The sequence below is a fragment of the Rhizobium sp. FY34 genome, from assembly GCF_005222845.1.
In the GTDB taxonomy this organism is placed as follows: Bacteria; Pseudomonadota; Alphaproteobacteria; order Rhizobiales; family Rhizobiaceae; genus Neorhizobium.
Genome location: NZ_STFZ01000011.1, coordinates 429,656 through 442,110 on the forward strand (window position 1 = coordinate 429,656; position 12,455 = coordinate 442,110).

The following is a 12,455-nucleotide window of genomic DNA, read 5'->3' on the forward strand; positions in this document are numbered from 1 at the left end:
CTTTGCAGCCCTCATTTCAGTCAAGTTTCTATCGAGTAGCTCTATCATGACGTCCCAACAACCCGTTGAAATTACAAGCTCCCGCGTTTTTGCCTTTTCGCGCGAGGATGTGTTTGCAGCCTTTGCCGATCCGGACCGTCTGGCACTCTGGTGGGGCCCGGATGGCTTTACGAACGTGATCAACACATTTGAATTTCAGCCGGGCGGTACCTGGGTCATCACCATGACGTTCGACGGCGGCGCAGACTTCGTCAACCGCTCTACCTTCCTCGATATCGTCGTGCCGGAGCGTATCCGCTTTACCCATCACGAGCCCTTGCATGTGTTCGACATGGACATGCAGTTCGATGCGGTCAGCGAAACGGCAAGCCGCTTGACCTGGCACATGCGCATGCAGCCGAACGAAGAAAACACCAAGTTCACCAAGTTTATAGCGCTTGCCAATGAACAGAATTTCGACCGGCTGGAAGCCGTTCTTGTCGCCCGACAGAATAAAGTTGCAAATCAAGAATAACGCAACCAGAATATCCTCGATCGCATGACGCGGTATAACGGGGGTGCCCTGCATGTCGAAGAACATCGTCATCCTGTTTGATGGTACCTCGAACGAGATTTCCGCCGACCGTACCAATATCCTGCGCCTCTTCGGCTGCCTGGAGCGTTCCGCAGAGCAGGTCGTCTATTACGATCCGGGCGTCGGCACATTCGGCGCTGCCAACTCCTGGTCAAAGCTGGCCCGTCAGGCCAGCGAAGTCTGGGGGCTGGCCACCGGCTGGGGGCTCGATGAAAACGTCAAGGAAGCCTATCGGCTGCTGGTCGACCTCTATGATGCAGGCCCGACTGACGCCGATGGCAACCATCCGGATCGCGACCGCATCTATCTTTTCGGCTTCAGCCGCGGCGCCTATTCCGCGCGGGTGCTGGCCGGTTTCATCCATGCCTTCGGACTGACGAGCAAGGTCCACCTCAATCTCCTGGACTACGCCTACCGCACCTATAAGGGCATACCCGAGCACGAACAGGCGCGCACCGATATCGAGGCCGAGGGCGAGGCGCCGTCAGCCTTTCGCAGCATGCGGCTTTACGAGCGGACGCTGAAGAACGATCGGCCACCGATCCGCCTACTCGGCCTGTTCGATACGGTGGCCTCGGTCATCGAGCCGGGCAAATGGCGCCCGCAGTGGAAGACACACCCTTTCACCCATCGCAATACATCGGTTGAAACCGTTCGCCATGCCCTCGCCATCGATGAGCGACGCACCATGTTCCAGCCGGAACTATGGCCCCTGGATGGCGACTACTGGGGTGGCCCCTTCCGGCCGGCAGATGAGGCGTGCATCCGCAAGCAGGATGTGCGCGAACTGTGGTTTGCCGGCGTGCATGCCGATGTCGGCGGCGGTTACCCCGAAAAGGAAAGCGGCCAGATCAAGATCCCGCTGCGCTGGATGATTGCCGAAACGCGCGGCCTTGGCCTTGTCTATGACCAGCGCTCCATTGACGAACTGGTGGAAGGCAAGGGTGACGCCAAATATGTCCCACCCAACGACCGCACGGACCTGCATGATTCGATGCGCAAGATCTGGCCCCTTGCCGAATATATACCGCGCAGAATACCGAAAACCTCCTGGCGACGCCGCGATCAACCGGGCCGCCTCTACCTACCGCTTTGTGACCATAGACTGATCCCGACGAATGCCTTGCTGCATAGCTCGGTCCAACACAGGCGGGATGCCGGTGGCTATCATCCACCAAACCTGCCAACAGATCCGAATTTTACGTCTTGAAGCCAAAGAGCGCCTGCACCGATGCAAGGCGACCAATAGGGGGCTCACCGACAATGCCTCTTACAAAACGAGTGGCGCGCCTATCTCGAATTTTCTGGAAATACACGTCGTGATTCTGTTATGATTCACGGCACTAGAGTTTTCGCATGGTTCCGGGGTCACGCTCCGGGACCTGTTTCTTTTTGTGGCCGCAGGTTCGGCCATGAGACTGAGGATAAGGTAAAATGGTTGAAAAGGTACCGATGACGCCGTCCGGCTTCGCCAAGCTGCAGGAAGAGTTGCGCTGGCGCCAGCAGGAAGAACGTCCCCGCATCATCGAAGCCATTTCCGAGGCACGCGCCCATGGCGACCTTTCGGAAAATGCGGAGTACCACGCGGCCAAAGAAGCACAGAGCCACAATGAGGGCCGCGTCACCGAGCTTGAGGATCTGACGGCACGCGCCGAGGTAATCGATCTGACGAAAATGTCCGGCACGAAGATCAAGTTCGGCGCCCGCGTCAAACTGGTCGATGAAGATACGGATGAGGAAAAGACCTATCAGATCGTTGGCGATCAGGAAGCCGATGTAAAGGAAGGCCGAATCTCCATCTCGTCGCCGATTGCGCGCGCGCTGATCGGCAAGGAAGTCGGCGATTCCATCGAGGTGAATGCACCGGGCGGCTCCAAGGCCTATGCGGTCCTGCAGGTCACCTGGGGCTGATGCACGGTCAAGCCGCATGGTGAAGCCTGACATCGCGCACGTGGACCCCGCCGGGGTCCACGTCATCGCGCCGAATTTCAAGGTCCGCCTTTCGGGCGTTACCTCCACCATCATCCAGCTCGTGCCGATCCAGAACAGCCTTCATCAGAAGGTCGCGGTGCTCGGTCCGGGCTTGCCACCGCATTTGCCGCATCTGCGCTTCCGCGACCTGTGGAAACTTTGGAAGCGGCCGGCAGGCCACAGCCACCGCATCTGGCACGCACGCCGCAATATCGAAATGCTGCCGGGCATCGTGCTGCGCGATGTGTTGCGAATCCCGCTCAAGCTCGTCTTCACGTCAGCCTCGCAGCGTCATCATAGCGGCTGGACGAAGTGGCTGATCTCGAAGATGGACACGGTGATTGCCGTTTGCGAAAAGACCGCCTCCTATCTGGAGCGCGACAGCACGGTCATCCTGCATGGCATCGATTTGCAGCGCTTCTCGCCGGCAGCCGACATGGCCAAGGCAAAGCGTTCTTTGGGGCTCGACCCGCAAAAAAAGCATATCGGCTGCTTCGGGCGCATACGGCACCAGAAGGGCACGGATCTATTCGTCGATGCGATGATCCGACTCTTGCCAAAGAATCCGGATTGGGTGGCGGTAATTGCCGGTCGCGCAACACCAAAGCACGTCGCCTTCGAAGACGATCTGAAAGCCCGTGTGATAGCGGCCGGCCTGTCGGACCGCATCCTGTTTGTCGGCGAACACAAGAATATCAATGACTGGTACCGGGCGCTCGATCTGTTCGTCGCGCCGCAGCGCTGGGAAGGCTTTGGCCTCACCCCACTGGAAGCCATGGCAAGCGGCGTGCCGGTCGTCGCATCCGATGTCGGCGCCTTTGCCGAACTCATCCTGGATGGCGTGACCGGTCGCATGGTCGAGCGCGGCTCGCTGGACAGCTTCTGCGATGGCATTGCAAGCTATCTTGCCGATGAAGACCTATGCCAGGCGCAGGGCAGCACGGCCCTGGCACATATGCGCGAGAATTTCTCGATCGATCGCGAGGCAAGCGCGATCGGCGCTGTTTACAAAAGCCTTGGGTGACAAAACGGCCTGACGAGGGATTCTTCGTCAGGCCGCAATCAGATCCGGCAAAACCTGGAAAAATGCTTAGGGCTTGCGCTTGAACAGCTCGATATAGGCATTTGCAACAGCCTCTTCCGAAAACTGACCGACAAGCGTCTGGCGCCCCTTTTCGGCAATGCTGGCGGCAAGCTGCGGATCGGCGATCAACTGGTTGATGGCGCGCGTATAACCGGGCACATCGTCAATATCGACCAGCAATCCGTTTTCGCCATGCTGCATGAACCAGGACGGGCCTTCCGAGCGGGAGGAAATCACCGGCTTTTTCTGCGCCCAGGCTTCGAAAATGACATTGCCGAGCGGCTCATGGCTGGACGGCATCACGAAGATGTCGCAAGCGGCAACGAAAGGTCTCGTATCCTTATGCCAGCCGAGGAAGCGCACACGGCCTTCCATCTTGTGCTCGCGCACGACGGCTTCGAGCGCCTCGCGCTCCTCGCCTTCGCCGGCAATCCACAGATAGGCATCCGGCACTGCGGCCACCGCCTCGATCAGCAAATGGAAGCGTTTGCGCTTGACGAAGCGCCCCATGGTCATGACCAGCGGCACGCCTTCCGGCGTATCGGCAACGGAGCGGGAAACGGGCGCCACGGTCGTGGTATCAGTGAAGTTGGAAATCACCTCAACGCCGCGCGTCCAGCCCAGCGTGTTGCGCACATGGTCGGCAATGCCCGGCGTATTGCACACCAGGATGTCGGAATTCTTGAAGTAGCCAAGATGCGTGGGATAGTCGCCGAGACGTGACAACTTGATGCCGCCCTTGTAGGCTGGCATCAGGCGCGCGCCGCGCGTCGACCAGGAAATAATGGCATCGGCCTTTTCCTGCTTTGCCAGTGAAAGAACCTTCATCGGCAAAAGGATGCGGTCAATCGACAGATTGCGGAAATTGCTTTCGATGACGCGGGCATGTGGCTCTACATCCGGCTTCCAGCGACGGTTCCAGCGCATGACCGCTGTCTGCTCCACGCCACGGCGGGCAAGCGCCCCGACCAGATGAACGAAGAACTTCTCCGCTCCGCCATCCTTGCCGAAAATATACTGATGCACGCGCATTGGCCGTCCCCCAAACTTGTGTCCTGCCGCCTGACCCTGACAGCCTATCGGCAGCGCGGCCTATATGTTCCGGTTTCCGCAGAGGCGCAAGAGCAAAGCAACGGGCTTTTGTCGAGGATCAGCCCACAATATTGCAGGAGATGACTTCCCCGGAACAGAGGAAGGAGCTACCGCAAGGAACCGATTTTTTAGGGCATGGCCAAGACATTCGCCGCCGTCTTCTCGAAAGGGACATCATGCAGTCGCTCGAAACCTATGTCATCAATCTGGATAGCAGCTCATCTCGCCTGCAGGAGATCAAGGATCGCCTCAATACCTATGGGCTGTCCTTCCAGCGTGTGTCAGCCGTGGATGGCCGTGGTCTCGATCTGGAGACGCTTGCCGACTATGATGGCCTACGTGCTGGCCGCTACATGGGCCGCAGTCTGGTGGGTGGCGAGATCGGCTGCTATCGCAGCCACTTGAAAGTGGCCGAACAGTTCCTCGCCTCGGATGCCGCTTACGCGCTGGTTCTGGAAGATGACGCTCTACCGCTCTGCAATCCCGTGGAATTGCTGGCGAGTGCCCTACCCGATCTGGAACGCGCCGACCCGGACTGGATGTTGATCAATATAGGCAACAACAAGCTGAAGATCGCAACACCTCTTTCCCGCTATACCGTGGGCACGCATGCATGCGAACTGGTGGCCGCCCATTACTTCCCGATGACGACAAGCGCCATTGTCTGGTCCCGCAAGGGTGCAGCAGAATTCCTCGCACAGCACCGGACGATCTTTGCACCGGTTGACAATTACTTCCGCTACTGGCTGACCCGCACCGGCCACGGCTATTCCTTCTGGCCATCTCCCGTCACCACGACGGATGCCGCGAGCGACATTCTGGCCAGCGCCGGCCGCTCACGAAAGACCAACAAGCGGAAATGGTATTATGGGCTGGCCAAACAGTTTCGCCTGTTTCAGGACAAGCTGATTGCCTCGGCAAAAAAGCGTGCCTTTCACCCGAAAGCTTAGAGACGAGCCGCCGTCAGACTTCGACGAGTCCGAGCTTCTTCACCTGGCGAATGGTCAGCATAGTACGCACCGTATCGACATGCTCGTTGGCGGCCAGCACCTCAATGACGAAATCCTGGAAGCTCGTCAGGTTTTCCGCCGTGCAGCGCAGCAGGAAATCGCTGTCGCCGGACACCATCCACGCCTCGCGTACAATAGGCCAGCTCTGGGCCAGCGCGGAAAACGCCTTCAGATTGGCTTCCGACTGGTGCTTCAGGCCGACAAGACAGAAGGCGACCAGATCATAACCGAGCTTAGGCCCGTTGAGGATTGCCGCATAGCCCTCGATAATGCCAGCCTCTTCCAGCTTGCGCACCCGGCGCAGGCAAGGCGGCGCAGAAATGCCGACGCGCTCGGCCAATTCCACATTGGTCATGCGTCCGTCGCGCTGCAATTCCCGCAGGATCTTGATGTCGATGGCGTCGAGTTCGGCTTTGAGCACGGAAACCCCCTGTCGTATTCCGGCTTGCTTTTAGCCAATGCGCCCCCGAACGCAAGGATTTCGCGCAAGATTATGTCGCCGTCACGAACCATTGTTGTGCGTAAACCCCTCTCACGCCCTGCCATTGCAGAGCCGACCTTGAATTGAGGCGGGGAACGATCATAAATGTTGAGGAAAGGCGCCGTCTGCAGGGAACCGCCCGTCTGGCTGTGTTCCGCACCATCCTGCTGCGCCATCTGAAAGGATCACGATATGTCTGCCCGTCACGCCCAGGTTCTCATCATCGGCTCAGGCCCTGCCGGATATACCGCCGCCATTTACGCCGCACGCGCCATGCTGAAGCCGGTTCTGATCGCCGGCATGGAACAGGGTGGCCAGTTGATGATCACCACCGACGTGGAAAACTATCCGGGCTTTGCCGATCCCATCCAGGGTCCCTGGCTGATGGAACAGATGCTGAAGCAGGCGCAGCATGTGGGCGCCGAGATCGTCAGCGATCTGGTAACCGAGGTGGAGATGAATGGCCGCCCCTTCACGCTGAAGACCGATTCCGGCCAGGTCTGGACCGCCGATACGCTGATCATTGCAACCGGCGCCAAGGCCAAGTGGCTGGGCATTGAAAGCGAGCAGCAGTTTCAGGGCTTTGGCGTTTCCGCCTGCGCCACCTGCGACGGCTTCTTCTATCGCAACCGCGATGTGATCGTGGTCGGCGGCGGTAATTCGGCCGTGGAAGAAGCACTCTATCTGTCCAATATCGCCAAAAGTGTCACGGTCGTGCATCGCCGCGACAGCTTCCGTTCGGAAAAGATCCTGCAGGAACGGCTGTTCCAGCGCCCGAATGTCGAAGTGCTGTGGAATGCCGAAATTGCCGAAATCACCGGCGATGCCGCCAAGCCGCCCATGCCGCCCTCGGTGACCGGCGTCAAACTGCGCAACACGCTGACCGGCGCCATCACCGAGCGGCCGATCCACGGCGTGTTCGTCGCAATCGGCCATGCGCCGGCCACCGAACTGTTCAAGGACAAGGTCAAACTGAAGTCCAATGGCTATATGTGGACAGCGCCGGATTCCACGGCGACCAGCGTGCCCGGCGTGTTTGCCGCCGGCGATGTGACCGACGACACGTTCAGACAGGCAATCACCGCTGCAGGCTTGGGTTGCATGGCGGCCCTTGAAGCAGAACGCTATCTGGCTGGCATACAGCCCATGGCGCAGGCGGCGGAGTAAAAATGGGCGTGCCACTCGATTGGGACAAACTGCGCATCTTTCATGCGGCGGCCGAAGCCGGATCCTTCACCCATGCGGCCGACAAGCTGCACCTGTCCCAATCGGCGATCAGCCGACAGGTGAGCGCGCTGGAGCAGGACGTGGGGGTCAAGCTCTTCCACCGCCACGCGCGCGGCCTGATCCTGACCGAGCAGGGCGAACTTCTCTACCGCACCGCCCATGACGTGCTGCTGAAGCTGGAAACCGTCAAGGTACAGCTGACCGAGACGACGGAAAAGCCGAGCGGCAAGCTGCGCGTCACCACCACCGTCGGTCTCGGCCAGGGCTGGCTGACAGACAAGGTGCAAGAATTCCTGCAGCTTTACCCGGAAATGGCGATCCAGCTGATCCTCGACAACGAGGAGTTGGACGTCAACATGCGCCATGCCGATTGCGCCATTCGCCTGCGCCAGCCGCAGCAGTCGGATCTCATCCAGCGCAAGCTGTTTACCGTGCACATGCATGTCTATGCCGCGCCCTCCTATATCAACCGGTTCGGCGAACCGCAGACGATCGAGGATCTCGACCAGCATCGAATCATCACCTTCGGCGAGCCGGCACCCAATTATCTGCTCGATGTGAACTGGCTGGAATATGCGGGGCGCAATTCCGACAATCCGCGCCTGCCGCACCTGCAGATCAACAGCCAGACCTCGATCAAACGGGCCTGCCTGCTGGGAATCGGCATCGCCGTGCTGCCCGATTATATCGTCGGACGTGATCCGGGACTGATTCAGCTCGCCATCAATGCCGATATTCCCTCCTTCGACACCTATTTCTGCTATCCAGACGAGATGAAAAACGCGGCAAAGCTGAAGGTATTTCGGGATTTCATCGTCTCCAAGGCGCGCAACTGGACGTTCTAAAAGTACCAAAACAGGCAGATGGGATAAGGTAAAACCTAGATAATCCAACTGGTTGGTAGGTTTTAGAATGACCTTGTAGAAGTACTGCCAAATCTACCCTGCGCTCAGCGCATAGCTGGCCTGCACAAAAACGGATTGTTCACTGCACAAGAAAGCACCATATCGCACACAGCTGATGCACATGGTGGCTTTTCCTCCCAGTTCCACCGCAGCAGCTGTTCCCCTCTGGAGGTTAATTGACCTTCACAATTATAAGGGCCCTGGAGCAATCCGGTGGCCCTCTTTTTTTAACCTGCCATTGTCCTAAAATGACAAAATATACCGAAACCGAAGGGCAATACCCTTGTCGGCTGGTCCCTTGGCATCCATATTAACGGTAGCTGGCGCCACTTGGTAACATCCCCTCGTTGCCCGCGCCGGCTGTTCCCCTCTGGAGGTTCTATAACCTTCACACTTTACGGGCCTCGGAGCGATCCGCAGGCCCTTTTTTTTGCTCCGCAGCAATCTGCCCCTTTAAATCGAAATTTCCCGATCCATATATCGATCATAAACGATTTAAGGTTTGCACCGTGGACAAGACTGAAATTCTGAAAGCGCTGTCGCACCCGGTGCGCGTCGATTTCCTGGAATGGATGCGTGCACCAGAGGCGCATTTCTCATCGCAGGCTCACCCGCTGGATATGGGCATCTGTGCCAACCAGTTCGAAAAAAGGTGCGGCCTGTCGCAATCCACCGTTTCGGCCCATCTCTCCACGCTGGAAAAATCCGGCCTGGTGAAGACCACCAAGGTCGGACAATGGACCTTCTACCATCGCGACGAAGACGCGATCCGCGCCTTCATCGACACCCTCAGCGCGACGCTCTGAGGCCTTCTCCTGCCGATCCCTACCAATGAAAGAGGTATCCCATGCCTACTCTGTTTGACGCTGTCACCTTTGGCGACCTTGCCCTTGCCAACCGCATCATCATGGCACCGCTGACCCGCAACCGCTCGCCGCATGCCGTACCGAACGACCTTAACGTCGTCTATTATGAACAGCGCGCTACAGCCGGCCTTATCGTCTCGGAAGGCACGCCCATCACCCACCAGGGTCAGGGCTATGCAGACGTACCAGGCCTTTATCTGCCGGAAGCGCTTGAAGGCTGGAAGAAGGTTACCGATGCTGTCCATTCACGCGGCGGCAAGATCGTTGCCCAGCTCTGGCATGTCGGCCGCATTTCGCATGTCTCGCTGCAGCCGAATGGACAGGCTCCAGTTGCTCCCTCGGCCATTACCGCAAAATCAAAGACCTATATTCTCCATGAGGATGGTTCTGGCGCCTTTGCCGAAACCTCTGCGCCGCGTGCGCTGGAACTTGACGAGCTTCCCGGCATTGTCGCAGATTTCGCCAAGGCCGCCCGTGCCGCCGTGGATGCCGGCTTTGACGGCGTCGAGATCCATGCCGCCAATGGCTACCTGCTCGACCAGTTCATGAAGGACGGCGCCAACCAGCGCACCGACGCCTATGGCGGCTCGATCGAGAACCGCGTGCGCCTGACGCTCGAAGTGGTGGACTCAGTCGCCAAGGCCATCGGCGCCGGCAAGACGGGCATTCGTCTTTCGCCCACCACACCGGCCAATGATGTGACCGACAGCGATCCGCAGGCCGTGTTCAACATGGTTGTCGAGCATCTCGCTTCGCGCAACCTGGCGTTCATCCACGTGATCGAAGGGGCAACCGGCGGCCCGCGTGACTACCAGTATGAAGGCACAAGCTTCGACTACGCAGCCTTCAAGGCGGCCTATGTCAATGCCGGCGGCAAGGGCGCCTGGATGCTCAACAATGGCTATTCGGCAGAGACAGCCAAGGAAGCCGTGGAAAGCGGCAAGGCCGACCTCGTTTCCTTCGGCAAGCCGTTCATCGCCAATCCGGACCTCGTACGCCGCATCAAGGATGGCGCTGCCTGGAACGACATCAACCCGCAGACACTCTATGGCGGCGGCGCTGAAGGCTATACCGATTATCCGGCGCTCGCAGCTGCCGAGTAAGCGTCAAGCCCTTCCCAGCCTAAACCGGGGCCCGCAGCAATGCGGGCCTTGTCAATCGGGCGACATGCGACGGTCTTCAAGGCCAGACCGGGAGAGCTGACTGGTTCTTTCGTGTGAGCCGCGATACTCTAACCATCCTCCGGATCAAGACATCCAAGCGCGACCAGCGTGTCCCGGACTGCCTTATCCAGCGGCGTGGACGGCTCATCGCCGAGAAACTGCAGCAGCCTGCTATTGGACATGCGTACCGGCTGGCGCCAGAGATAGCGCATTTCCTGCAACTCGAAGAACAAAGGTACGGCGGGGCTGAGCAACTGCACCAGCCACCAGGGAAACCGGCTGTATTTTTGCCGGCGTCCGGTCACCCGCGCGATAGCCGCAGTCATCTGCGTGCCGTCCCCATCCCAGACACCTGCCATCTGGAAGACGGCAAACATCGGCAAGCGCTGAGCTTGCCCCAGCAAACGCACCACGGTTTCGGCAACATCCGGCAGGTAAGCCCATTGATGGCCGATACCAGGTGCCGCCGGCAACGTGACGCGCATCACCGGCTTTCCCGGTTTGACCAGGCCCTGCGAAAACCAGCTGCTGCGGGCATCTGGCCCAAAAAAATCACCGGCGCGCACGATCAGGACCGGCACGCCCTCGCCTGCCGCCGCCCGCAGGCGGCGCTCAAGCTCCACCCGAATAGTACCCTTGCGCGTTTTCGGGTTTTGCGGGCTCTCCTCGCTAAGGTTGGGAAGCGCATCCGGCCCATAATTATAGACCGTTCCGGGTAAGAAAATGCGTGCGCCGCTGGCCTTTGCTGCGATGATGCTGTTGTCGATCATCGGCAGCACCAGCGTGCCCCAATTGCGGTAGCCGGGCGGATTGACTGCATGGACGATGAGGCTTGCGCCCATCGCCGCTGCTACCACCGCATCGCGGTTCATAGCATCGCCCTTGATCCACTGGAAGGCGGGCTGGTGTGCTGCAACCGCCGGGGGATTGCGATGCAGCGCCCGAACATGCCAACCGTCTGCCATCAGGCGGCGGGCAACACTGCCGCCGATACCGCCCGTTGCACCGAGAACCAGGGCAATGGGTGGGCAGTTTCCGGAATTGCCGGCACTCTCTGTCATTTGCTGAAGGGTCATGAGGTTCAACTCCTTGTCTGATGGCTGGAGTATCGCTCGACGATCCGCTATACGGAACTGACGCAATGAATATAGTATCCATTCAAAAATGAATAACCCGGACTGGAACCTCTACCGCACGCTGCTTGCCGTTCTGCAGACCGGCTCGCTATCTGCGGCGGCCCGCAAGCTGGGTCTCACCCAGCCGACGGTCGGACGGCACGTGGACGAACTCGAAGCGGCACTTGGCTATCCGCTGTTCACCCGCTCGCAGCAGGGCTTGATGCCGACTGAGGCCGCGCTCGCGCTGCAACCCTATGCGCAAACGCTGTCATCCACGGTCGCAGCACTCCTGCGGGAAGCCTCCGGCACACTCGGCGCGGTGGATGGCGTCGTGCGTATCAGCGCCAGCGATATCATCGGCATCGAGGTGCTAGCGCCGATCCTTGCCAAGCTTCAGGCAGAACATCCGCACCTCATCATCGAGCTTTCGCTTTCCGATACGGTGGAGGACCTTTTGCGACGGGAGGCGGATATTGCCGTGCGCATGACTGAACCCCGTCAGGATGCGCTGGTGGCACGCCACATCGGCGACATCGAGCTTGGATTGCATGCGCAGAGGGATTACCTTGAACGCAACGGCTATCCGGCGGATCTCGCGGCCCTTGCCCACCATCGCATGATCGGTTTTGACCGCGAGACAGCCTTCATCCGCGCAAGCCTTGACCACATCCGCCGCGTGGCGCCGGATTTTCCAACCGATATCACCCGGTCTTATCGCTGCGACAGCAATCTGGCACAGCTTTCAGCCATCCGCGCCGGTGCGGGCATCGGCATCTGCCAAGTCAAACTTGCCGCGCGCGATCAGGGCCTCGTGCGCCTGCTGCCAGAATTTTCGCTACCGCTGGAAACCTGGGTTGCCATGCACGAAAACCTCAAGCAGTCGCGGCGCTGCCGGACAGTGTTCGACGCTCTCTGCAAGGGGCTGCTCGAATACACGCGTGGCCGACCGGATCACCAACTGTAA

General features: G+C 59.3%; 13 protein-coding genes. 10 read left to right on the plus strand and 3 right to left on the minus strand.

Going from position 1 to position 12,455, the window contains the following annotated elements; genetic code table 11:
* Positions 1 to 46: 46 nt before the first annotated feature.
* From E8M77_RS09005 to E8M77_RS09020, 4 genes are all read left to right on the plus strand, one after another.
* Complete coding sequence (locus E8M77_RS09005) at positions 47 to 514, plus strand: SRPBCC domain-containing protein (RefSeq protein ID WP_137130286.1); 468 nt, start codon at positions 47 to 49, stop codon at positions 512 to 514.
* Positions 515 to 566: 52 nt separating this feature from the next.
* The gene (locus E8M77_RS09010; RefSeq protein WP_137130287.1) at positions 567 to 1,784 is read left to right on the plus strand and encodes a DUF2235 domain-containing protein; all 1,218 of its coding nucleotides are present in this window, start codon (positions 567 to 569) and stop codon (positions 1,782 to 1,784) included.
* A 224-nt stretch (positions 1,785 to 2,008) separates the two neighbouring features.
* Entirely contained in the window at positions 2,009 to 2,485 is a 477-nt protein-coding gene (gene greA / locus E8M77_RS09015; protein ID WP_137130288.1) for a transcription elongation factor GreA, read from the plus strand.
* Between the two features lie 16 nt (positions 2,486 to 2,501).
* Positions 2,502 to 3,569 carry a glycosyltransferase family 4 protein gene (locus tag E8M77_RS09020; protein WP_137130289.1) on the plus strand — a complete coding sequence of 356 codons (1,068 nt, stop codon included), beginning with the start codon at positions 2,502 to 2,504 and terminating at the stop codon, positions 3,567 to 3,569.
* A gap of 66 nt (positions 3,570 to 3,635) precedes the next feature.
* On the opposite strand, the gene E8M77_RS09025 is transcribed toward E8M77_RS09020, so the two are convergent.
* A complete protein-coding gene (locus E8M77_RS09025) occupies positions 3,636 to 4,661 on the minus strand; it encodes a glycosyltransferase (RefSeq protein ID WP_137130290.1) in 1,026 nt (341 codons plus the stop codon).
* Between the two features lie 236 nt (positions 4,662 to 4,897).
* On the opposite strand from E8M77_RS09025, the gene E8M77_RS09030 reads away from it, so the two are divergent.
* Complete coding sequence (locus E8M77_RS09030; protein WP_170975800.1) at positions 4,898 to 5,671, plus strand: glycosyltransferase family 25 protein; 774 nt, start codon at positions 4,898 to 4,900, stop codon at positions 5,669 to 5,671.
* Positions 5,672 to 5,684: 13 nt separating this feature from the next.
* Here the strand turns inward: E8M77_RS09030 and E8M77_RS09035 are convergent, their stop codons facing one another.
* On the minus strand, positions 5,685 to 6,152 hold the full coding sequence (locus E8M77_RS09035; protein ID WP_137130292.1) for an Lrp/AsnC family transcriptional regulator: 468 nt from the start codon (positions 6,150 to 6,152) through the stop codon (positions 5,685 to 5,687).
* A gap of 252 nt (positions 6,153 to 6,404) precedes the next feature.
* On the opposite strand from E8M77_RS09035, the gene trxB reads away from it, so the two are divergent.
* From trxB to E8M77_RS09055, 4 genes are all read left to right on the plus strand, one after another.
* Positions 6,405 to 7,379 (plus strand): thioredoxin-disulfide reductase, encoded by a 975-nt coding sequence (gene trxB / locus E8M77_RS09040; protein WP_137130293.1) that lies wholly within the window; start codon positions 6,405 to 6,407, stop codon positions 7,377 to 7,379.
* A gap of 8 nt (positions 7,380 to 7,387) precedes the next feature.
* Complete coding sequence (locus tag E8M77_RS09045) at positions 7,388 to 8,284, plus strand: LysR family transcriptional regulator VtlR (protein ID WP_348639899.1); 897 nt, start codon at positions 7,388 to 7,390, stop codon at positions 8,282 to 8,284.
* Positions 8,285 to 8,853: 569 nt separating this feature from the next.
* Positions 8,854 to 9,150 (plus strand): metalloregulator ArsR/SmtB family transcription factor, encoded by a 297-nt coding sequence (locus E8M77_RS09050; protein ID WP_137130295.1) that lies wholly within the window; start codon positions 8,854 to 8,856, stop codon positions 9,148 to 9,150.
* Positions 9,151 to 9,191: 41 nt separating this feature from the next.
* Positions 9,192 to 10,313, plus strand: coding sequence for an alkene reductase (locus tag E8M77_RS09055; RefSeq protein WP_137130296.1), 1,122 nt, complete (start codon positions 9,192 to 9,194; stop codon positions 10,311 to 10,313).
* Between the two features lie 128 nt (positions 10,314 to 10,441).
* On the opposite strand, the gene E8M77_RS09060 is transcribed toward E8M77_RS09055, so the two are convergent.
* Positions 10,442 to 11,449 carry an NAD(P)H-binding protein gene (locus E8M77_RS09060; RefSeq protein ID WP_246659180.1) on the minus strand — a complete coding sequence of 336 codons (1,008 nt, stop codon included), beginning with the start codon at positions 11,447 to 11,449 and terminating at the stop codon, positions 10,442 to 10,444.
* 88 nt (positions 11,450 to 11,537) lie between these two features.
* Here E8M77_RS09060 and E8M77_RS09065 point away from each other — a divergent pair, with 88 nt between their 5' ends.
* Entirely contained in the window at positions 11,538 to 12,455 is a 918-nt protein-coding gene (locus E8M77_RS09065; RefSeq protein ID WP_137130297.1) for a LysR family transcriptional regulator, read from the plus strand.